This window comes from Pseudomonas sp. Marseille-Q5117 (genome assembly GCF_946901175.1).
Lineage (GTDB): Bacteria > Pseudomonadota > Gammaproteobacteria > Pseudomonadales > Pseudomonadaceae > Aquipseudomonas > Aquipseudomonas iranensis.
In genome coordinates this window covers 520,695-541,171 of record NZ_CAMPPP010000003.1, presented here as the reverse complement: position 1 = coordinate 541,171, position 20,477 = coordinate 520,695, and the positions used below count along the sequence as shown (strand labels likewise).

The window sequence follows — 20,477 nt, the reverse complement described above, 5'->3', positions numbered from 1 at the left end:
TCTCTTAAAACGGGGGCCATTCCGGCCCGTTGTGGACGAACCAGGTAACACGACATGAAACGTACTTTCCAACCAAGCACTATCAAACGCGCTCGTACCCACGGTTTCCGTGCTCGCATGGCTACCAAGAACGGCCGCGCAGTCCTGTCGCGTCGTCGCGCCAAAGGTCGTGCGCGTCTGGCAGTTTGATAATCCGGTACTGGAGGTGAGTCAGGACTTCAGTCGGGAAAAGCGTCTGCTTACCCCCCGGCATTTCAAGGCAGTCTTTGACTCCCCTACCGGCAAGGTTCCGGGGAAAAATCTCCTGCTCCTTGCACGCAACAACGATCTTGATCACCCCCGTCTCGGGCTGGTTATCGGGAAAAAGAGCGTAAAGCTCTCCGTTGAGCGCAATCGCCTCAAACGTCTGATGCGCGAATCGTTCCGTCTGCACCAGGATTCACTGGTCGGCTGGGACATCGTTATCGTCGCGCGCAAAGGTTTGGGTGATGTAGAAAACCCCGAATTGATTCAGCATTTCGGCAAACTCTGGAAGCGTCTGGCACGCAACAAGCCCGTTCCGGCAGTCAAAACCGAAACTGTAGGGGTAGACAGTACCGATGCGTAAACTGGCACTCGTTCCGATCCAGTTTTATCGCTATGCCATTAGTCCTTTAATGGCCAGCCACTGTCGCTTCTACCCCAGTTGTTCCTGCTACGCGTATGAAGCCATTGAAAATCATGGCCTTCTGCGCGGTGGCTGGCTGACCTTTCGTCGTTTAGGTCGCTGTCATCCGTGGAATCCCGGTGGTTATGACCCGGTTCCACCTGTCCCTACCTCCCGTTCTTCTTCGATGGCCGAGTAATCATGGATATCAAACGCACGATCCTGATCGTCGCCCTGGCAATCGTGTCCTACGTCATGGTTCTTAAATGGAACCAGGATTATGGCCAGGCTGCCCTGCCGACTCAGAATGTTGCTTCCAGTACGACTACATCCGGTTTGCCGGACACCGCCACTGGCACAAATGCTGCCAGTGACGATATTCCGCGCGCCGCCAGCGATACCAGCGCACCTGCCGAAACGCCGGTCGCCGCCAGCAAGGATCTGATTCAGGTCAAGACCGATGTGCTCGATCTGGCGATCGATCCACAGGGTGGCGACGTTGCGCAACTGACTCTGCCTTTGTATCCACGTCGTCAGAATCGTCCTGACGTTCCGTTCCAGCTGTTCGATAACGGCGGCGAACGTGTATATCTGGCGCAAAGCGGTCTGATCGGTACCAACGGCCCGGATGCAAACCCGGCCGGTCGTCCGGTTTATTCCTCGGAGAAGAAGGTCTACCAACTGGCTGACGGTCAGGATCAACTCGTCGTTGACCTGAAATTCAGCAAGGACGGCGTCAACTACATCAAGCGTTTCACCGTGAAACGTGGCCTGTACGACGTTGCTGTCTCCTACATTGTGGATAACCAGAGCGCTCAGCCCTGGAACGGCGCAATGTTTGCCCAGTTGAAGCGCGACGCCAGCGCTGATCCGTCGTCTACCACTGCTACCGGCACCGCGACTTACCTGGGCGCCGCCCTGTGGACAAGTTCCGAGCCGTACAAGAAAGTGTCGATGAAGGACATGGACAAGGCACAGCTCAAGGAAACCGTCACCGGTGGTTGGGTAGCCTGGCTGCAGCACTACTTCGTGACTGCGTGGATTCCGGCCAAGGGCGAAAACAACATCGTCCAGACCCGTAAAGACAGCAAAGGCAACTACATCATCGGTTACACCGGTCCTACTCTGACCGCTGCTCCAGGTGCAAAAGTTGAAACCAGCGCGGTGCTGTACGCAGGTCCGAAAAGCCAGGCTGTGCTGAAAGAGTTGTCCCCAGGTCTGGAACTGACCGTCGACTACGGCATTCTGTGGTTCATTGCCCAGCCGATCTTCTGGCTGCTGCAACATATCCACGCCATTGTCGGTAACTGGGGCTGGTCGATCATCTTCCTGACCATGTTGATCAAAGGGATTTTCTTCCCGCTGTCGGCTGCCAGCTACAAATCGATGGCGCGCATGCGTGCCGTGGCACCGAAACTGGCTGCGCTGAAAGAGCAACATGGCGATGACCGGCAGAAAATGTCGCAGGCCATGATGGAGCTGTACAAGAAAGAGAAGATCAATCCACTGGGCGGCTGCTTGCCGATCCTCGTACAGATGCCGGTCTTCCTGTCGCTGTACTGGGTGCTGCTGGAAAGCGTGGAAATGCGCCAGGCGCCGTTCATGCTGTGGATCACTGACCTGTCGATCAAGGATCCGTTCTTCATTCTGCCGATCATCATGGGCGCAACCATGTTCATCCAGCAGCAGCTGAACCCGACGCCTCCGGATCCGATGCAGGCGAAGGTCATGAAAATGATGCCAATCATCTTCACCTTCTTCTTCCTGTGGTTCCCTGCTGGTCTGGTGCTGTACTGGGTTGTGAACAACTGCCTGTCGATTGCACAACAGTGGTACATCACGCGTAAGATCGAAGCGGCGACGAAAAAAGCCGAGGCGTAACTTGCACTGTGGATAACACCACTCAAAACGCCCCCTAGTGGGGCGTTTTGCTATCTGCCACTTTTGTCTGGATGCCGCTTTATGAGCACACCCCGTGAAACTATCGCTGCTGTCGCCACTGCTCAAGGGCGCGGCGGTGTGGGCATCGTCCGTATTTCCGGGCCGTTGGCCAGCATGGCGGCAAAAGCCATCAGCGGCCGCGAGCTGAAACCGCGTTACGCCCATTACGGGCCGTTTTTCAGTGACGACCGGCAAGTGCTGGATGAAGGTCTGGCTTTGTATTTCCCGGGGCCGAACTCGTTCACCGGCGAAGACGTGCTGGAACTCCAAGGCCACGGCGGCCCGATCGTGCTGGACATGTTGCTCAAGCGCTGCCTGGAACTGGGTTGTCGTCTAGCCCGTCCTGGGGAATTCAGCGAGCGCGCCTTCCTCAATGACAAACTCGATCTGGCCCAGGCTGAGGCAATCGCCGATTTGATCGAAGCCAGTTCTGCCCAGGCTGCGCGCAATGCGCTGCGTTCATTGCAGGGTGCGTTTTCCCAGCGTGTGCATAACCTGACCGAGCAACTGATCGGCTTGCGTATCTACGTCGAAGCCGCCATCGACTTCCCGGAAGAGGAAATCGACTTTCTCGCCGACGGCCATGTGCTGAGCATGCTCGACAAAGTACGCGATGAGTTATCCACAGTATTGCGCGAAGCGGGGCAGGGCGCGTTATTGCGTGATGGCATGACCGTCGTCATCGCAGGCCGGCCGAATGCCGGTAAATCCAGCCTGTTGAATGCCTTGGCCGGTCGCGAGGCTGCCATCGTTACCGAGATTGCCGGCACCACGCGGGATATCCTGCGCGAACATATCCACATCGACGGTATGCCGTTGCACGTTGTCGATACCGCAGGCCTGCGTGACACCGATGATCGTGTGGAAAAAATCGGTGTTGAACGGGCCTTGAAAGCCATTGGTGAAGCGGATCGGGTTTTACTGGTGGTCGATGCGACCGCACCGGAGGCACTGGATCCTTTTGCCTTGTGGCCAGAGTTCCTCGAGTCTCGACCGGACCCGGCGAAGGTCACCCTTATCCGCAACAAAGCCGATCTGACCGGTGAAGCGGTTTCTCTGGAGACCAGTGACGACGGCCACGTGACCATCAGTCTCAGCGCCAAGTCCGCCGAAGGCCTCGATCTGCTGCGGGACCACCTCAAGGCGTGCATGGGTTACGAGCAGACTTCGGAAAGCAGCTTCAGCGCACGTCGCCGGCATCTGGAAGCACTGCGTCACGCCAGCGCGGCACTGGAACATGGCCGCGCGCAACTGACCCTGGCCGGGGCAGGCGAATTGCTCGCCGAAGATCTGCGCCAGGCTCAGCATTCCCTGGGTGAAATTACCGGGGCGTTCAGCTCTGATGATTTGCTCGGAAGGATTTTCTCCAGCTTCTGCATCGGCAAATAACCCTCCTGCTATTCACAGACAGGTCCGTTCGCGACCTGTCTGCTTCCCTCTTTTCTAAAATCCTCCAAGAGTGCCGGGCAGATTTTTTCTCCCTGAGCGGTTTTCGGCTGCCTGGTACCTCTTCGTCCATCAAATTTTTGTCGACTAAGCCCTGTGAATAACTGCCACTGAGGGCAGTTGATAACAGGGCCTCAAAACTGGAGACAACCCACGCTGTGGATAACCACCCCATTCATCCACAGGCTTACACCGGTTATCCAATGGCCTCATTGCCACATGAGCACAGACTTTTGAATCTCTGTACACCTTGAAAAATATGGCCTGTAGCGATCTATCCACAGAAAGGTGGTTCAGTAAGAATAAACATAAAAACAAAGGTTTTATAAATTTCTCTCTTTTTTATTCTTTTAACCTCGAGTTCTCCACAGCTGGTTAAATTTTGTGCAAAGGGTTCTTTAGAAAGGGCGAAGTCCCTATACTTGCCGACCAGGTCCAGAAACCTGAGCTCAACTATTTCCTGAATGACCTACTTAAGCAGGCACGAGGTGCGTGGTGGATTTCCCTTCCCGTTTTGAAGTGATCGTCATCGGCGGCGGTCATGCCGGTACCGAGGCAGCACTGGCGTCAGCACGCATGGGGGCAAAAACCCTGTTGCTGACGCATAACGTGGAAACCCTCGGTGCCATGAGTTGTAACCCGGCCATCGGTGGCATCGGCAAAAGCCACCTGGTCAAGGAAATCGACGCCCTCGGCGGCGCGATGGCCATGGCTACCGATAAGGGCGGCATCCAGTTTCGCGTGTTGAACAGCCGCAAAGGTCCGGCCGTACGGGCGACCCGTGCGCAAGCCGACCGGATTCTCTACAAGGCAGCTGTTCGCGAAATTCTGGAAAACCAGCCGAACCTGTGGATATTTCAACAGGCTGCTGACGACCTGATCGTCGAGCAGGAGCAAGTCCGTGGTGTGGTTACACAGATGGGTCTGCGTTTCTTCGCCGATTCCGTGGTGTTGACCACTGGTACATTCCTCGGCGGACTTATCCACATCGGTTTGCAGAATTTCTCCGGCGGTCGCGCCGGTGATCCACCGTCGATTGCTCTGGCCCACCGTCTGCGTGAGTTGCCACTGCGTGTCGGTCGCCTGAAAACCGGCACACCGCCGCGTATCGACGGCAAGTCTGTGGATTTCTCGGTGATGACCGAGCAACCGGGCGATACGCCGATTCCGGTGATGTCGTTCATGGGCAACAAGGAACAGCATCCCCGTCAGGTCAGTTGCTGGATCACCCATACCAATGCCCGCACCCACGAAATCATCGCGGCGAACCTCGATCGTTCGCCGATGTATTCCGCTGCCGGTGAAATCGAAGGCGTCGGCCCGCGTTATTGCCCGTCGATCGAAGACAAGATTCATCGCTTTGCCGACAAGGAAAGCCATCAGGTGTTCATCGAACCGGAAGGTCTGACCACCCATGAGCTGTATCCGAACGGGATATCCACAAGCCTGCCGTTCGACGTGCAATTGCAGATAGTGCAATCGATCCGCGGCATGGAAAACGCACACATCGTGCGTCCGGGTTATGCGATCGAGTACGACTACTTCGATCCTCGCGACCTGAAGTACAGCCTGGAAACCAAAGTCATCGGTGGTCTGTTTTTCGCCGGGCAGATCAACGGCACCACCGGTTACGAAGAAGCTGGCGCTCAAGGTCTGCTCGCCGGGGCCAACGCTGCACTGCGCGCGAAGGGCAAAGAAGCCTGGTGTCCGCGCCGCGATGAAGCGTACATCGGCGTTCTGGTCGACGACCTGATCACCCTCGGTACCCAAGAGCCGTACCGTATGTTCACGTCGCGAGCCGAGTACCGCCTGATTCTGCGCGAAGACAACGCCGACCTGCGTCTTACCGAAAAAGGCCGAGAGCTGGGTCTGGTCGATGACGCGCGTTGGGCGGCCTTCTGCAAGAAACGCGAAAGCATCGAGCTTGAAGAACAGCGCCTGAAAAGCACCTGGGTGCGGCCGAACACCCCGCAGGGGGATGCGATTGCCGAGAAATTCGGCACGCCGCTGACCCACGAATACAATTTGCTCAACCTGTTGAGCCGTCCGGAAATCGACTACGTCGGTCTGGTCGAAGTGACCGGGAAGGGCGCCGAAGATCTACAGGTCGCCGAGCAGGTCGAGATCAAGACCAAATACGCCGGTTACATCGACCGCCAACAGGACGAAATCGCCCGTCTGCGCGCCAGCGAAGACACGAAATTGCCTGTGGATATCGATTACACCAACATCTCCGGTCTATCCAAGGAGATCCAGAGCAAGCTCGGCGCCACACGTCCCGAAACGCTGGGCCAGGCTTCGCGGATCCCGGGCGTGACCCCGGCAGCGATTTCGCTGTTGATGATTCATTTGAAAAAACGCGGCGCGGGCCGTCAGTTGGAGCAAAGCGCTTGAGTGCCAAGGTCACTTCGCAACATGCCGAAGAGTTATCCACAGGAGCCCGCGAGCTCGGTGTCAATCTCACAGAAACCCAGCACGAATTGCTGCTGGGTTATCTGGCCCTGTTGATCAAATGGAACCAGGCCTACAACCTGACCGCCGTGCGAGATCCAGACGAAATGGTTTCGCGGCACTTGCTCGATAGTCTCAGCGTGATGTCGTTTATCGAAAACGGTCGCTGGCTCGATGTCGGCAGTGGCGGTGGCATGCCTGGTATCCCGCTGGCGATCCTGTATCCGGACTCGCAGGTGACCTGTCTGGACAGCAACGGCAAGAAAACCCGCTTCCTGACTCAGGTCAAACTGGAGCTGAAGCTGGATAACCTGCAAGTTATCCACAGTCGCGTCGAAGCCTTCCAGCCTGCGCAGCCATTCAACGGGATCATTTCCCGGGCATTCAGCAGCATGGAAAACTTCACCAACTGGACTCGCCACTTGGGCGATGCCGATACACGCTGGCTGGCAATGAAGGGCGTTCATCCGGCCGATGAGCTGGTAGCATTGCCGGCAGATTTCAAACTCGATAGCGAACACGCCCTGGCCGTCCCCGGTTGCCAAGGCCAACGCCATCTGCTGATACTGCGCCGCACGGCATGATTGGGAACACAAGCAAGAATGGCTAAGGTATTCGCGATAGCGAACCAGAAGGGTGGTGTGGGCAAAACCACCACCTGCATCAACCTCGCAGCATCCCTGGTCGCGACCAAGCGCCGGGTGCTGTTGATCGATCTCGATCCACAGGGCAACGCCACCATGGGTAGCGGTGTGGATAAACATGGTCTGGAAAACTCGGTCTACGATCTGCTGATCGGTGAATGCGACCTCGGCCAGGCCATGCACTTCTCCGAGCACGGCGGTTATCAACTGCTGCCGGCCAACCGCGATCTGACCGCGGCCGAAGTGGTGCTGCTGGAAATGCAGATGAAGGAAAGCCGTCTGCGCAGCGCGCTGGCGCCGATCCGGGACAACTACGATTACATTCTGATCGACTGCCCACCGTCGCTGTCGATGCTCACACTCAACGCACTGGTCGCCGCTGACGGGGTGATTATCCCTATGCAATGCGAATACTTTGCGCTGGAAGGTTTGAGCGACCTTGTGGATAACATCAAGCGCATCGCTGAACTGCTCAATCCGAACCTGAAAGTCGAAGGCCTGCTGCGGACCATGTACGACCCGCGCCTGAGCCTGATGAACGATGTTTCGGCGCAGCTCAAGGAACACTTCGGCGATCAGCTGTACGACACGGTGATCCCGCGCAACATCCGCCTGGCCGAAGCACCGAGCTACGGCATGCCGGCGCTGGCTTACGACAAGCAATCGCGTGGCGCCCTGGCCTATCTGGCTCTGGCGGGCGAGATGGTTCGTCGTCAGCGCAAAAATTCACGCATTGCTGCTGCTCAGCCAACTTAAGGAATCCCCATGGCCGTCAAGAAACGAGGTCTCGGACGTGGACTGGATGCACTGCTGAGTGGTCCGACGGTCAGCGCGCTGGAAGAACAAGCCGCGCAGGCCGACACCCGCGAACTGCAACACCTGCCGCTGGACCTGCTGCAGCGCGGCAAATATCAGCCGCGCCGCGACATGGACCCGCAGGCCCTGGAAGAGCTGGCGCAGTCGATCAAGGCTCAGGGCGTGATGCAGCCGATCGTGGTACGCCCGATTGGCGGCGGTCGTTTTGAGATCATTGCCGGTGAACGCCGCTGGCGCGCCAGTCAGCAGGCCGGGCAGGAAACCATCCCGGCGATGGTTCGCGATGTGCCGGATGAAACCGCCATTGCGATTGCGCTGATCGAGAATATCCAGCGCGAAGACCTCAATCCGATTGAAGAAGCCGTCGCCTTGCAGCGCTTGCAGCAGGAATTCCAGCTTACTCAGCAGCAGGTTGCCGAGGCTGTGGGTAAGTCGCGGGTGACTGTGGCTAACCTGTTGCGACTTATTGCACTGCCCGAAGTGATCAAGACCATGTTGTCGCACGGTGACCTGGAAATGGGTCACGCGCGTGCCTTGCTCGGTCTGCCGGACAATCAGCAGGTCGAAGGGGCGCGACATGTTGTCGCACGAGGGCTGACTGTGCGCCAAACCGAGGCACTGGTTCGCCAGTGGTTGAGTGGCAAACCGGAGCCTGTGGAAGCTGCAAAACCCGACCCGGACATCGCTCGCCTCGAGCAGCGTCTGGCCGAGCGCCTAGGCTCTGCGGTGCAGATTCGCCATGGCAAGAAGGGCAAAGGCCAATTGGTGATTGGTTATAACTCGCTCGACGAGCTTCAAGGTGTGCTCGCACACATCCGCTGAAACATTTCCTCATGTAGCGCGCAGTCGGAAATCACTACCTGACAGTTGAATAGGGGCAGAACCGCCCCTATACTCTGCGCGCATTTTGTCGGCACAAATTATGCCAAGTTATTGAATTTCGGCAGCCGACCATTGGAGAGCAACTGTGATGGAAACCCGCACGCCAAACCGCTTGCCTTTCCATCGCCTGGCGGTTTTTCCGGTGTTGATGGCTCAATTTGTCATTCTGCTCATTGCCGCTTTGGCGCTCTGGCAATGGCATGGAGTCGTTGCCGGATACTCGGGACTTTGCGGAGGCCTGATAGCCTTGCTGCCCAATGTTTATTTCGCTCACAGGGCATTTCGGTTTTCCGGCGCCCGAGCAGCCCAGTCCATCGTCCGGTCTTTTTATGCCGGCGAGGCAGGCAAACTTATTTTGACGGCAGTGCTGTTTGCACTGGCGTTCGCAGGTGTGAAGCCACTGGCGCCGATCGCAGTATTCGGCGTGTTCGTGCTGACGCAGTCGGTCAGCTGGTTCGCTCCCCTGCTGATGAGAACAAGACTTTCGAGACCTTAGGGCGTTTGAGGCAACCATGGCAGAGACAACCGCTTCGGGCTATATCCAGCACCACTTGCAGAACCTGACTTTCGGTCAGCTACCCAACGGCGGCTGGGGTTTTGCCCACACCGCAGCAGAGGCCAAGGAAATGGGCTTCTGGGCTTTCCACGTCGATACCCTCGGCTGGTCGGTCGCGCTGGGTCTGATCTTCGTTCTTCTTTTCCGCATGGCGGCGAAGAAAGCGACTTCGGGTCAGCCGGGTGCCTTGCAGAACTTCGTTGAAGTATTGGTCGAATTCGTCGATGGCAGCGTGAAAGACAGCTTCCATGGCCGTAGCCCGGTGATTGCACCGCTGGCACTGACCATCTTCGTCTGGGTGTTCCTGATGAACGCCGTCGACCTGGTACCGGTCGACTGGATTCCTCAGCTGGCCATCCTGATCTCCGGCGATGCACATATCCCGTTCCGCGCCGTGTCGACCACCGACCCGAACGCGACTCTGGGCATGGCGTTCTCGGTGTTCGCACTGATCATTTTCTACAGCATCAAGGTCAAGGGCATCGGCGGCTTCATCGGCGAACTGACCCTGCACCCGTTCGGCAGCAAGAACATCTTCGTTCAGGCCCTGCTGATCCCGGTGAACTTCCTGCTGGAATTCGTCACCCTGATCGCCAAGCCGATCTCTCTGGCTCTGCGTCTGTTCGGCAACATGTATGCCGGCGAGCTGGTGTTCATTCTGATCGCTGTGATGTTCGGCAGCGGCCTGCTCTGGCTCAGCGGCCTGGGCGTTGTTCTGCAGTGGGCGTGGGCTGTATTCCACATCCTGATCATCACCCTGCAGGCGTTCATCTTCATGATGCTGACCATCGTCTACCTGTCGATGGCGCACGAAGAAAACCATTAAGACCAGTCTCGACTAGTCTGATGTTCCTCCCGGTCAAACGGGAGGGAGCTCCTTGCGGGGCAGCTGAAACGATTTGTTTTACCGCTTTAATCTAAAAAACCTAAACCATACGACGTAAAAGTCGGGAGGAAAGATGGAAACTGTAGTTGGTCTAACCGCTATCGCTGTTGCACTGTTGATCGGCCTGGGCGCACTGGGTACCGCAATTGGTTTCGGCCTGCTGGGCGGCAAGTTCCTGGAAGGCGCAGCGCGTCAGCCAGAAATGGTTCCAATGCTGCAAGTAAAAATGTTCATCGTTGCCGGTCTGCTCGACGCCGTAACCATGATCGGTGTTGGTATCGCTCTGTTCTTCACCTTTGCGAACCCGTTCGTTGGTCAGATCGCTGGCTGATTACTCGGATCTTCCGGGTAATTTGGTGTGATGGACAACGTAACTGCGAGGTGTTGGCGTGAACATTAATGCGACCCTGATTGGCCAGTCCGTTGCGTTCCTGATTTTTGTACTGTTCTGCATGAAGTATGTATGGCCTCCGGTCATCGCTGCTCTGCACGAACGTCAAAAGAAGATCGCTGATGGTCTGGACGCTGCCAGCCGTGCAGCTCGCGACCTGGAGTTGGCCCAAGAGAAAGCGGGTCAGCAACTGCGCGAAGCGAAAGCTCAGGCAGCTGAAATCATCGAGCAAGCCAAGAAACGCGGTAACCAGATCGTCGAAGAGGCTGTTGAAAAAGCCCGTATCGACGCTGACCGTGTGAAGGTTCAGGCTCAAGCCGAGATCGAACAGGAACTGAACAGCGTCAAAGACAAGCTGCGTGCCCAAGTGGGCTTGCTGGCTGTTGGCGGCGCCGAGAAGATCCTGGGTGCCACAATCGATCAAAACGCGCACGCAGAGCTGGTTAACCAACTGGCTGCTGAAATCTAAGCGAGGGCGATCATGGCAGAACTGACCACGTTGGCCCGACCTTACGCTAAGGCGGCCTTCGAGCACGCTCAGGCCCACCAGCAACTGGCCAATTGGTCAGCCATGCTCGGCCTGGCAGCAGCGGTGTCGCAAGACGACACCCTGCAGCGCGTGCTCAAGGCCCCGCGACTGACGAGCGCAGAAAAGGCCGCCACGTTCATTGACGTGTGCGGCGACAAGTTTGATGAAAAGGCACGCAATTTCATCAACGTCGTTGCCGAGAACGACCGTCTCCTGCTTCTGCCGGAGATCGCCGCTCTGTTCGACCTGTACAAGGCCGAACAAGAGAAATCGGTAGACGTTGAAGTAACCAGTGCATTTGCATTGAACCAAGAACAGCAAGACAAACTCGCCAAGGTTCTCAGTGCACGACTCAACCGGGAAGTGCGCCTGCAAGTTGCGGAGGACGCTGCCTTGATTGGTGGTGTCGTGATCCGCGCCGGCGACCTGGTTATCGATGGCTCGATTCGCGGCAAAATCGCGAAACTTGCCGAAGCATTGAAATCTTGAGTTTGAAGGGGCAGCAGAGCAATGCAGCAACTCAATCCTTCCGAAATAAGTGAAATTATCAAGGGCCGCATCGACAAGCTCGATGTGACCTCCCAAGCCCGTAACGAAGGCACTGTCGTCAGCGTATCTGACGGCATCGTGCGGATTCACGGTCTGGCCGACGTCATGTACGGCGAGATGATCGAGTTTCCGGGCGGCGTCTACGGTATGGCCCTCAACCTGGAGCAGGACTCCGTAGGTGCCGTGGTATTGGGCTCCTACCAGTCGCTGGCTGAAGGCATGAGCGCCAAGTGCACCGGCCGCATCCTCGAAGTTCCTGTTGGTAAGGAATTGCTGGGCCGCGTAGTCGATGCTCTGGGTAACCCTGTTGACGGCAAAGGTCCACTGGGCAACACCGAGACCGACGCGGTCGAGAAAGTTGCTCCAGGCGTGATCTGGCGTAAGTCGGTAGACCAGCCTGTACAGACTGGCTACAAGGCTGTCGATGCCATGATCCCTGTCGGCCGTGGCCAGCGTGAGCTGATCATCGGTGACCGTCAGATCGGTAAAACCGCTCTGGCGATCGACGCGATCATCAACCAGAAAGACAGCGGCATTTTCTGCGTCTACGTTGCAATCGGTCAGAAGCAATCGACCATCGCCAACGTGGTTCGCAAGCTGGAAGAGAACGGCGCCCTGGCCAACACGATCATCGTGGCTGCCAGTGCTTCGGAATCTCCTGCGCTGCAATTCCTGGCACCGTACTCCGGTTGCACCATGGGTGAATTCTTCCGCGACCGCGGTGAAGACGCGCTGATCGTTTATGACGATCTGTCCAAGCAGGCAGTGGCTTACCGCCAGATTTCCCTGCTGCTGCGCCGTCCACCAGGCCGTGAAGCTTACCCAGGCGACGTGTTCTATCTCCACTCCCGTCTGCTGGAGCGCGCATCCCGCGTTTCGGAAGAATACGTAGAGAAGTTCACCAACGGCGCAGTGACCGGCAAAACCGGTTCCCTGACCGCACTGCCGATCATCGAAACCCAGGCTGGCGACGTTTCCGCGTTCGTTCCGACCAACGTGATTTCCATCACCGACGGTCAGATCTTCCTGGAATCTGCCATGTTCAACTCGGGCATCCGCCCTGCAGTGAACGCCGGTGTTTCGGTATCCCGTGTGGGTGGTGCCGCTCAGACCAAGATCATCAAGAAGCTCTCCGGTGGTATCCGTACCGCTCTGGCTCAGTACCGTGAACTGGCGGCATTCGCCCAGTTCGCTTCTGACCTGGACGAAGCGACCCGCAAGCAACTTGAGCATGGTCAGCGCGTTACCGAGCTGATGAAGCAGAAGCAATACGCACCAATGTCGATCGCTGACATGGCGCTGTCGCTGTATGCCGCTGAGCGTGGGTTCCTGACTGACATTGAAATCGCCAAGGTCGGCAGCTTCGAACAAGCGCTGATCGCTTTCTTCAACCGCGATCACGCCGATTTGATGGCCAAGATCAACGTTAAAGGTGACTTCAATGACGAAATCGACGCTGGCATGAAAGCCGGTATCGAGAAGTTCAAGGCCACCCAAACCTGGTAAGCCGCAGCGGGAGCCGCGAGGCTCCCGCTTGCTAACCTGATAGGTGTTACATGGCAGGCGCAAAAGAGATTCGCAGTAAGATTGCGAGCATCAAAAGCACGCAAAAGATTACCAGCGCCATGGAAAAAGTGGCGGTCAGCAAAATGCGCAAGGCACAAATGCGCATGGCTGCTAGCCGTCCTTATGCGGAGCGTATCCGCCAGGTAATTGGGCATCTGGCCAACGCCAACCCGGAATACCGCCACCCGTTCATGATCGACCGCGAAATCAAGCGCGTCGGTTATGTCGTCGTGAGCAGTGACCGTGGTCTGTGCGGCGGCTTGAACACCAACCTGTTCAAGGCCCTGGTCAAGGACATGGCGGTAAACCGCGAAAACGGCGTCGAGATTGATCTGTGTGTAGTCGGTAGCAAGGGTGCGGCCTTTTTCCGCAACTTCGGCGGTAACGTCGTTGCAGCTATCAGCCACCTGGGAGAAGAGCCGTCGATCAATGATCTGATCGGCAGCGTCAAGGTGATGCTGGATGCCTACCTGGACGGCCGTATCGACCGCCTGTCCGTGGTGTCCAACAAGTTCATCAACACCATGACGCAACAGCCTACCGTGGAGCAGTTGATTCCACTGGTGGCAACCCCGGATCAGGATCTCAAGCACCACTGGGACTATCTCTACGAACCGGACGCCAAAGAGCTGCTTGACGGCTTGATGGTCCGTTACGTCGAGTCGCAGGTCTACCAGGCGGTGGTCGAGAACAACGCGGCTGAACAGGCTGCGCGGATGATCGCGATGAAGAACGCTACCGACAACGCCGGTGATTTGATCAGCGATTTGCAGCTGATCTACAACAAGGCGCGTCAGGCTGCGATCACCCAAGAGATCTCGGAAATCGTCGGCGGCGCTGCCGCGGTTTAACGGTTCAAATATTCAGAGGATCCAGCTATGAGTAGCGGACGTATCGTTCAAATCATCGGCGCCGTTATCGACGTGGAATTTCCACGCGACAGCGTACCGAGCATCTACAACGCGCTGACTGTACAAAGCGCGGCCGCAACCACCCTGGAAGTTCAGCAGCAGCTGGGCGACGGCGTGGTGCGTACCATTGCGATGGGTTCCACCGAGGGCTTGAAGCGCGGTCTGGAAGTCACCGACTCTGGCGCAGCCATCTCCGTACCGGTCGGTAAAGCGACCCTGGGCCGGATCATGGACGTCCTCGGTAACCCGATCGACGAAGCTGGCCCGATCGACACCGAAGAGCGCTGGGGCATTCACCGCCCAGCACCTTCGTTCGCCGAGCAAGCAGGCGGCAACGACCTGCTGGAAACCGGCATCAAGGTTATCGACCTGGTCTGCCCGTTCGCCAAGGGCGGTAAAGTCGGTCTGTTCGGTGGTGCCGGTGTAGGCAAAACCGTAAACATGATGGAACTGATCCGTAACATCGCCATCGAGCACAGCGGTTATTCCGTGTTCGCCGGTGTGGGTGAGCGTACTCGTGAGGGTAACGACTTCTACCACGAGATGAAGGATTCCAACGTTCTGGACAAAGTGGCACTGGTTTACGGTCAGATGAACGAGCCGCCGGGAAACCGTCTGCGCGTAGCACTGACCGGCCTGACCATGGCCGAGAAGTTCCGTGACGAAGGTAACGACGTTCTGCTGTTCGTCGACAACATCTATCGTTACACCCTGGCCGGTACTGAAGTATCCGCACTGCTGGGCCGTATGCCTTCGGCAGTAGGTTACCAGCCGACCCTGGCTGAAGAGATGGGCGTTCTGCAGGAACGTATCACTTCGACCAAGGAAGGTTCGATCACCTCGATCCAGGCGGTATACGTACCGGCGGACGACTTGACCGACCCGTCGCCAGCGACCACCTTCGCCCACTTGGACGCCACCGTCGTTCTGTCCCGTGACATCGCTTCCCTGGGTATCTACCCAGCGGTAGATCCACTGGATTCGACTTCGCGCCAGCTGGACCCGAACGTGATCGGCCAGGACCACTACGACACCGCTCGCGGCGTTCAGTATGTTCTGCAGCGTTACAAAGAGCTGAAAGACATCATCGCGATCCTGGGTATGGACGAGCTGTCGGAAGCCGACAAACAGTTGGTTAACCGTGCTCGTAAGATCCAGCGCTTCTTGTCGCAGCCGTTCTTCGTGGCTGAAGTCTTCACCGGTGCTTCGGGTAAATACGTTTCCCTGAAAGACACCATTGCTGGCTTCAAAGGCATCCTCAACGGTGACTACGACCACCTGCCAGAACAAGCGTTCTACATGGTTGGCGGCATCGAAGAAGCGATCGAGAAAGCCAAGAAACTGTAATCCCGGCGCCCGGCAACGGGCGCTAATTTAGGTTGAGGCAATCAGATGGCTATGACAGTCCATTGCGATATCGTCAGCGCGGAAGGGGAAATCTTTTCCGGCCTGGTCGAGATGGTGATTGCGCACGGTGCACTGGGTGATCTTGGTATCGCTCTGGGTCACGCGCCGCTGATCACTAATCTCAAGCCGGGTCCGATCCGCCTGATCAAGCAAGGCGGGGAAGCCGAGGTGTTCTACATCTCCGGTGGTTTCCTCGAGGTTCAGCCGAACATGGTCAAGGTACTTGCCGATACCGTGCAACGTGCCGCCGACCTGGATGAAGCTCAGGCTCAGGCAGCTCTCAAGGCTGCCGAGAATGCCCTGAACGAAAAAGGCGCGGACTTCGATTACGGCGCCGCTGCCACACGTCTGGCCGAGGCTGCAGCCCAGCTGCGCACCGTCCAGCAGATCCGCAAGAAGTTTGGCGGTTAATCCGTCAGCCGCTTATTGTGCGATTGATAAAAAAGGGTAGCCTCGGCTACCCTTTTTTCTTTTCCGAATTCCCACAAACCGGTCGCAGTTGCTGACCACCCAGGATTGGTAGCCAGTCATGTCTCTCGAAATCGTTATCCTCGCGGCCGGTCAAGGCACTCGTATGCGCTCGGCGCTGCCCAAGGTGCTGCACCCGATTGCCGGCAACTCCATGCTCGGCCATGTTATCCACAGCGCTCGGCAACTTGATCCACAGCGCATTCACGTGGTGATCGGTCACGGTGCCGATGTGGTGCGTGAGCGTCTGGCAGCTGATGACCTGAATTTCGTGTTGCAGGACAAGCAGCTGGGCACTGGCCATGCCACCGCCCAGGCGGTGCCGTTCATTGATGCCGACACTGTGCTGATTCTTTACGGCGATGTGCCGCTGATTGAAGTCGAAACCCTGCAACGTCTGCTCAAGCATGTCGTGCCGGGCCAGATGGGTTTGCTCACTGTTGAGCTGGACGACCCGACCGGTTACGGCCGCATCGTGCGTGATGCTGACGGCAAGGTCGCGGCTATCGTCGAGCACAAAGACGCCAGCGAAGCGCAACGTGCGATCACTGAGGGCAACACCGGCATCCTCGCTGTGCCGGCCGATCGCCTGGCTGACTGGATGAGTCGCCTGTCGAACAACAATGCGCAGGGCGAGTACTACCTCACCGACGTAATCGAAATGGCGGTCAGCGATGGTTTGATCGTGGCTACCGAACAACCGCACGACCCGATGGAAGTGCAGGGCGCCAACGATCGCAAGCAGCTCTCTGAACTGGAGCGTCATTACCAGTTGCGCGCCGGCCGCCGCTTGATGGCTGAGGGCGTGACTCTGCGTGACCCGGCCCGCTTCGACGTACGCGGCGAAGTCAGCGTCGGCCGCGATGTGCTGATCGATATCAACGTGATCCTCGAAGGCAAGGTCATCATTGAAGACGACGTAGAGATCGGTCCGAACTGCGTGATCAAGAACAGCACCCTGGGCAAAGGCGTGGTGATCAAGGCCAACAGTCATATCGAAGGCGCCATTCTCGGTGAAGGCAGCGACGCCGGTCCCTTCGCGCGTTTGCGCCCGGGCACTGTGCTCGAAGCGCGCGCTCATGTGGGTAACTTCGTCGAGCTCAAAAACGCCCATATGGGCGAGGGTGCCAAGGCTGGCCACCTGACCTATCTGGGCGATGCCGAAATCGGCGCACGCACCAACATCGGCGCCGGCACCATCACCTGTAACTACGATGGCGCCAACAAATGGAAAACCGTATTGGGCGCTGATGTGTTCATCGGTTCCAACAACTCGCTAGTCGCGCCTGTGGATATCTCCAACGGTGCGACGACTGCGGCCGGCTCGACCATCACGCAAAATGTGGATAACGCTCAGCTGGCAGTTGGCCGAGCTCGTCAGAAGAACATTGACGGCTGGAAGCGGCCGGAAAAAATCAAAAAATCCTGATTTATCCACAACCTCCTGTGGGAGCGAGCCTGTTCGCGAATGCGGTTTGTCAGTCACGTCTTCAGTGGCTGAGACTTCCTTTTGCGAGCGGGCTCGTTCCCACAGTCATTTCAATCTTTCTGAATTTTTCTCCCCGCGTCTTGACGGCAACCTTTCGATAGAGTTTCATTGCTTACGTTATCTTTCGAATCGAAACTTAAGCCGCCATGTCCAAGCGCAATACACCCCAGCGTCGTCATAACATCCTCGCCTTGCTCAACGAGCAGGGCGAAGTCAGTGTCGATGAGCTGGCCAAGCGCTTTGAAACTTCCGAAGTTACGATTCGCAAGGATCTCGCCGCGCTGGAAACCCATGGTCTGTTGCTGCGTCGTTACGGCGGTGCGATCACCATGCCGCAAGAGCTGGTCGCGGAAACAGCGCAGAGTATTTCCAAGTACAAGCAGGCGATCGCCCGCGCGGCGGTCAAACGCATCCGCGAGCACGCGCGCATCATCATCGACAGCGGCAGCACCACCGCCGCGATGATTCCCGAACTGGGCCAGCAACCGGGCCTGGTGGTGATGACCAATTCCTTGCACGTTGCCAATGCCTTGAGCGAACTGGAACACGAGCCAGTGCTGCTGATGACCGGCGGTACTTGGGATCCGCACTCGGAATCCTTTCAGGGCCAGGTCGCCGAGCAAGTACTACGCTCTTACGACTTCGACCAACTGTTCATCGGCGCCGACGGCATCGACCTGGTGCGCGGCACCACCACCTTCAATGAACTGCTCGGCCTCAGCCGGGTGATGGCCGACGTTGCACGAGAAGTCATCGTTATGGTCGAGGCCGACAAGATCGGTCGCAAGATTCCCAACCTGGAGCTGCCCTGGAGCAGCATCCATACCCTCATTACCGATGATCGCCTGCCCGTCGAGGCACGCGATCAGCTTCAGGCCCGCGGGATCACTTTGATCTGTGCGGCTGTCAGTCAGGAGAAATAACCATGTGTGGCATTGTCGGCGCTGTAGCTGAACGTAATATCACCGCCATCCTTCTCGAAGGCCTGAAGCGCCTCGAATACCGCGGCTATGACAGCGCCGGTGTGGCGATTTATACCAACGACCAGACCCTGGAACGCATGCGTCGTCCGGGCAAGGTCAGCGAACTGGAAACGGCACTGGCCGAACAGCCGCTGGCCGGCCGTCTCGGTATCGCCCACACCCGTTGGGCTACCCATGGCGCGCCGTGCGAGCGCAATGCCCACCCGCATTTTTCCGGTGACATTGCGGTGGTGCACAACGGCATCATCGAGAACCACGAAGCCCTGCGCGAACAGCTGAAAGCGCTGGGCTATGCGTTCAGCTCGGACACCGACACCGAAGTCATCGCGCACCTGCTGACCCACAAGCTTAAGGAACAACCGGACCTGACTGCCGCGCTCAAAGCGACCGTCAAGGAACTGCATGGCGCCTACGGTCTGGCAGTGATCAACGCACAGCAACCGGATCGTCTGGTCGCCGCGCGCAGTGGCAGTCCATTGGTGATCGGCCTGGGCCTGGGCGAGAACTTCCTCGCTTCCGACCAACTCGCTTTGCGTCAGGTCACTGATCGCTTCATGTACCTGGAAGAAGGCGATATCGCTGAAATCCGTCGCGACAGCGTGCAGATCTGGGACGTAAACGGCAACGCTGTCGAGCGCCAGACCGTGCAGTACACCGACGGTGCCGAAGCCGCCGACAAGGGCGAGTTCCGCCACTACATGCTCAAGGAAATCCACGAACAACCGGCGGTGGTACAACGCACCCTCGAAGGTCGCCTGGGCAACAATCAGGTGCTGGTTGAGGCCTTCGGTCCACAAGCTGCCGAGCTGTTTGCCAAAGTGCGCAATGTGCAGATTGTCGCCTGCGGCACCAGTTATCACGCCGGCATGGTCGCGCGTTACTGGCTCGAAGAACTGGCCGGTATTCCGTGTCAGGTCGAAGTCGCCAGCGAATTCCGTTATCGCAAAGTGGTGGTGCAGCCGGACACGCTGTTCGTGACCATCTCGCAGTCTGGCGAAACCGCGGACACCCTCGCGGCGCTGCGCAATGCCAAGGAGCTGGGCTTCCTCGCCAGCCTGGCGATCTGCAACGTCGGCATCAGCTCGCTGGTGCGCGAATCCGATCTGACCCTGTTGACCCAGGCCGGTCGCGAAATCGGTGTGGCCTCGACCAAAGCCTTTACCACACAACTGGTCGGCCTGTTGCTGCTGACCCTGTCGCTGGGTCAGGTGCGCGGCACTCTGGCTAACGGCGTCGAAGCCACACTCGTCGAAGAACTGCGTCGCCTGCCGACCCGTCTCGGCGAAGCGCTGGCGATGGACAGCACCGTGGAAAAAATCGCCGAGCTGTTCGCCGAGAAAAACCACACCCTGTTCCTCGGCCGTGGTGCGCAATTCCCGGTCGCGATGGAAGGTGCCTTGAAACTCAAGGAAATCTCCTACATCCACGCCGAGGCCTACCCCGCCGGCGAGCTCAAGCACGGCCCGCTGGCACTTGTGGATAACGACATGCCGGTGGTCACTGTCGCGCCGAACAACGAACTGCTGGAAAAGCTCAAATCCAACCTGCAGGAAGTCCGCGCTCGTGGCGGCGAGTTGATTGTGTTTGCAGACGTTAAGGCGGCGATGACCAACGGCGAAGGCACTCACGTGGTGCAGATGCCACACATCCACGACATTCTCTCGCCAATCCTTTATACGATCCCGCTGCAACTGTTGTCGTATTACGTCGCTGTGCTCAAAGGCACCGACGTTGATCAGCCGCGCAACCTGGCGAAATCGGTCACCGTGGAATAAGTTATCCACCGTTGATCTACGCTCCTGGTTTTCAACAATAAAGATTGACACAAAACAATAAAGTTTGACACGCATGAACATAGATTGACACAAGGCTCAAACCCCCGTATCTACGGGGGTTTTCCTTTCCAGGCTTTCCCT

General features: G+C 57.6%; 21 protein-coding genes. All 21 read left to right on the top strand.

Going from position 1 to position 20,477, the window contains the following annotated elements:
* Positions 1-54: 54 nt before the first annotated feature.
* Positions 55-189, top strand: a complete 135-nt coding sequence (gene rpmH / locus OC605_RS08340) for a 50S ribosomal protein L34 (RefSeq protein WP_003213577.1) — start codon at positions 55-57, stop codon at positions 187-189.
* A 16-nt stretch (positions 190-205) separates the two neighbouring features.
* On the top strand, positions 206-607 hold the full coding sequence (rnpA, locus tag OC605_RS08335) for a ribonuclease P protein component (RefSeq protein ID WP_024014946.1): 402 nt from the start codon (positions 206-208) through the stop codon (positions 605-607).
* Complete coding sequence (yidD, locus tag OC605_RS08330; protein ID WP_027901580.1) at positions 600-845, top strand: membrane protein insertion efficiency factor YidD; 246 nt, start codon at positions 600-602, stop codon at positions 843-845. The genes rnpA and yidD overlap by 8 nt, the downstream gene beginning before the upstream one ends.
* A 2-nt stretch (positions 846-847) precedes the next feature.
* Positions 848-2,527 carry a membrane protein insertase YidC gene (gene yidC / locus OC605_RS08325; protein WP_262136660.1) on the top strand — a complete coding sequence of 560 codons (1,680 nt, stop codon included), beginning with the start codon at positions 848-850 and terminating at the stop codon, positions 2,525-2,527.
* 81 nt (positions 2,528-2,608) lie between these two features.
* Positions 2,609-3,976, top strand: coding sequence for a tRNA uridine-5-carboxymethylaminomethyl(34) synthesis GTPase MnmE (mnmE, locus tag OC605_RS08320; RefSeq protein ID WP_262136659.1), 1,368 nt, complete (start codon positions 2,609-2,611; stop codon positions 3,974-3,976).
* A gap of 552 nt (positions 3,977-4,528) precedes the next feature.
* Positions 4,529-6,427, top strand: coding sequence for a tRNA uridine-5-carboxymethylaminomethyl(34) synthesis enzyme MnmG (gene mnmG / locus OC605_RS08315; RefSeq protein ID WP_262136658.1), 1,899 nt, complete (start codon positions 4,529-4,531; stop codon positions 6,425-6,427).
* Entirely contained in the window at positions 6,424-7,068 is a 645-nt protein-coding gene (gene rsmG, locus OC605_RS08310; protein ID WP_016772399.1) for a 16S rRNA (guanine(527)-N(7))-methyltransferase RsmG, read from the top strand. Before mnmG ends, rsmG begins: the two co-directional genes overlap by 4 nt.
* An 18-nt stretch (positions 7,069-7,086) precedes the next feature.
* A complete protein-coding gene (locus tag OC605_RS08305) occupies positions 7,087-7,884 on the top strand; it encodes a ParA family protein (protein WP_016772400.1) in 798 nt (265 codons plus the stop codon).
* A 9-nt stretch (positions 7,885-7,893) separates the two neighbouring features.
* The gene (locus OC605_RS08300; protein WP_007960777.1) at positions 7,894-8,766 is read left to right on the top strand and encodes a ParB/RepB/Spo0J family partition protein; all 873 of its coding nucleotides are present in this window, start codon (positions 7,894-7,896) and stop codon (positions 8,764-8,766) included.
* Positions 8,767-8,914: 148 nt separating this feature from the next.
* A complete protein-coding gene (locus OC605_RS08295) occupies positions 8,915-9,322 on the top strand; it encodes a F0F1 ATP synthase subunit I (RefSeq protein WP_262136657.1) in 408 nt (135 codons plus the stop codon).
* Between the two features lie 16 nt (positions 9,323-9,338).
* Positions 9,339-10,208: a F0F1 ATP synthase subunit A gene (atpB, locus tag OC605_RS08290; protein WP_016772402.1), complete on the top strand. Its 870-nt coding sequence runs from the start codon at positions 9,339-9,341 to the stop codon at positions 10,206-10,208.
* Positions 10,209-10,341: 133 nt separating this feature from the next.
* Positions 10,342-10,599, top strand: coding sequence for a F0F1 ATP synthase subunit C (gene atpE / locus OC605_RS08285; RefSeq protein WP_003097235.1), 258 nt, complete (start codon positions 10,342-10,344; stop codon positions 10,597-10,599).
* A gap of 58 nt (positions 10,600-10,657) precedes the next feature.
* Positions 10,658-11,128: a F0F1 ATP synthase subunit B gene (locus OC605_RS08280; RefSeq protein WP_016772403.1), complete on the top strand. Its 471-nt coding sequence runs from the start codon at positions 10,658-10,660 to the stop codon at positions 11,126-11,128.
* A gap of 12 nt (positions 11,129-11,140) precedes the next feature.
* Complete coding sequence (locus OC605_RS08275; protein ID WP_016772404.1) at positions 11,141-11,677, top strand: F0F1 ATP synthase subunit delta; 537 nt, start codon at positions 11,141-11,143, stop codon at positions 11,675-11,677.
* Positions 11,678-11,698: 21 nt separating this feature from the next.
* Positions 11,699-13,243, top strand: a complete 1,545-nt coding sequence (gene atpA, locus OC605_RS08270; protein ID WP_016772405.1) for a F0F1 ATP synthase subunit alpha — start codon at positions 11,699-11,701, stop codon at positions 13,241-13,243.
* Positions 13,244-13,293: 50 nt separating this feature from the next.
* Entirely contained in the window at positions 13,294-14,154 is an 861-nt protein-coding gene (gene atpG / locus OC605_RS08265) for a F0F1 ATP synthase subunit gamma (protein ID WP_007911960.1), read from the top strand.
* 27 nt (positions 14,155-14,181) lie between these two features.
* Entirely contained in the window at positions 14,182-15,561 is a 1,380-nt protein-coding gene (gene atpD / locus OC605_RS08260; protein ID WP_025112247.1) for a F0F1 ATP synthase subunit beta, read from the top strand.
* Positions 15,562-15,606: 45 nt separating this feature from the next.
* Positions 15,607-16,032 (top strand): F0F1 ATP synthase subunit epsilon, encoded by a 426-nt coding sequence (locus OC605_RS08255; RefSeq protein WP_016772407.1) that lies wholly within the window; start codon positions 15,607-15,609, stop codon positions 16,030-16,032.
* Between the two features lie 118 nt (positions 16,033-16,150).
* Positions 16,151-17,518: a bifunctional UDP-N-acetylglucosamine diphosphorylase/glucosamine-1-phosphate N-acetyltransferase GlmU gene (glmU, locus tag OC605_RS08250; RefSeq protein ID WP_262136655.1), complete on the top strand. Its 1,368-nt coding sequence runs from the start codon at positions 16,151-16,153 to the stop codon at positions 17,516-17,518.
* Positions 17,519-17,724: 206 nt separating this feature from the next.
* Positions 17,725-18,501 carry a DeoR/GlpR family DNA-binding transcription regulator gene (locus OC605_RS08245; protein WP_041476528.1) on the top strand — a complete coding sequence of 259 codons (777 nt, stop codon included), beginning with the start codon at positions 17,725-17,727 and terminating at the stop codon, positions 18,499-18,501.
* Positions 18,502-18,503: 2 nt separating this feature from the next.
* Positions 18,504-20,336: a glutamine--fructose-6-phosphate transaminase (isomerizing) gene (gene glmS, locus OC605_RS08240; RefSeq protein ID WP_262136654.1), complete on the top strand. Its 1,833-nt coding sequence runs from the start codon at positions 18,504-18,506 to the stop codon at positions 20,334-20,336.
* Positions 20,337-20,477 lie beyond the last annotated feature (141 nt).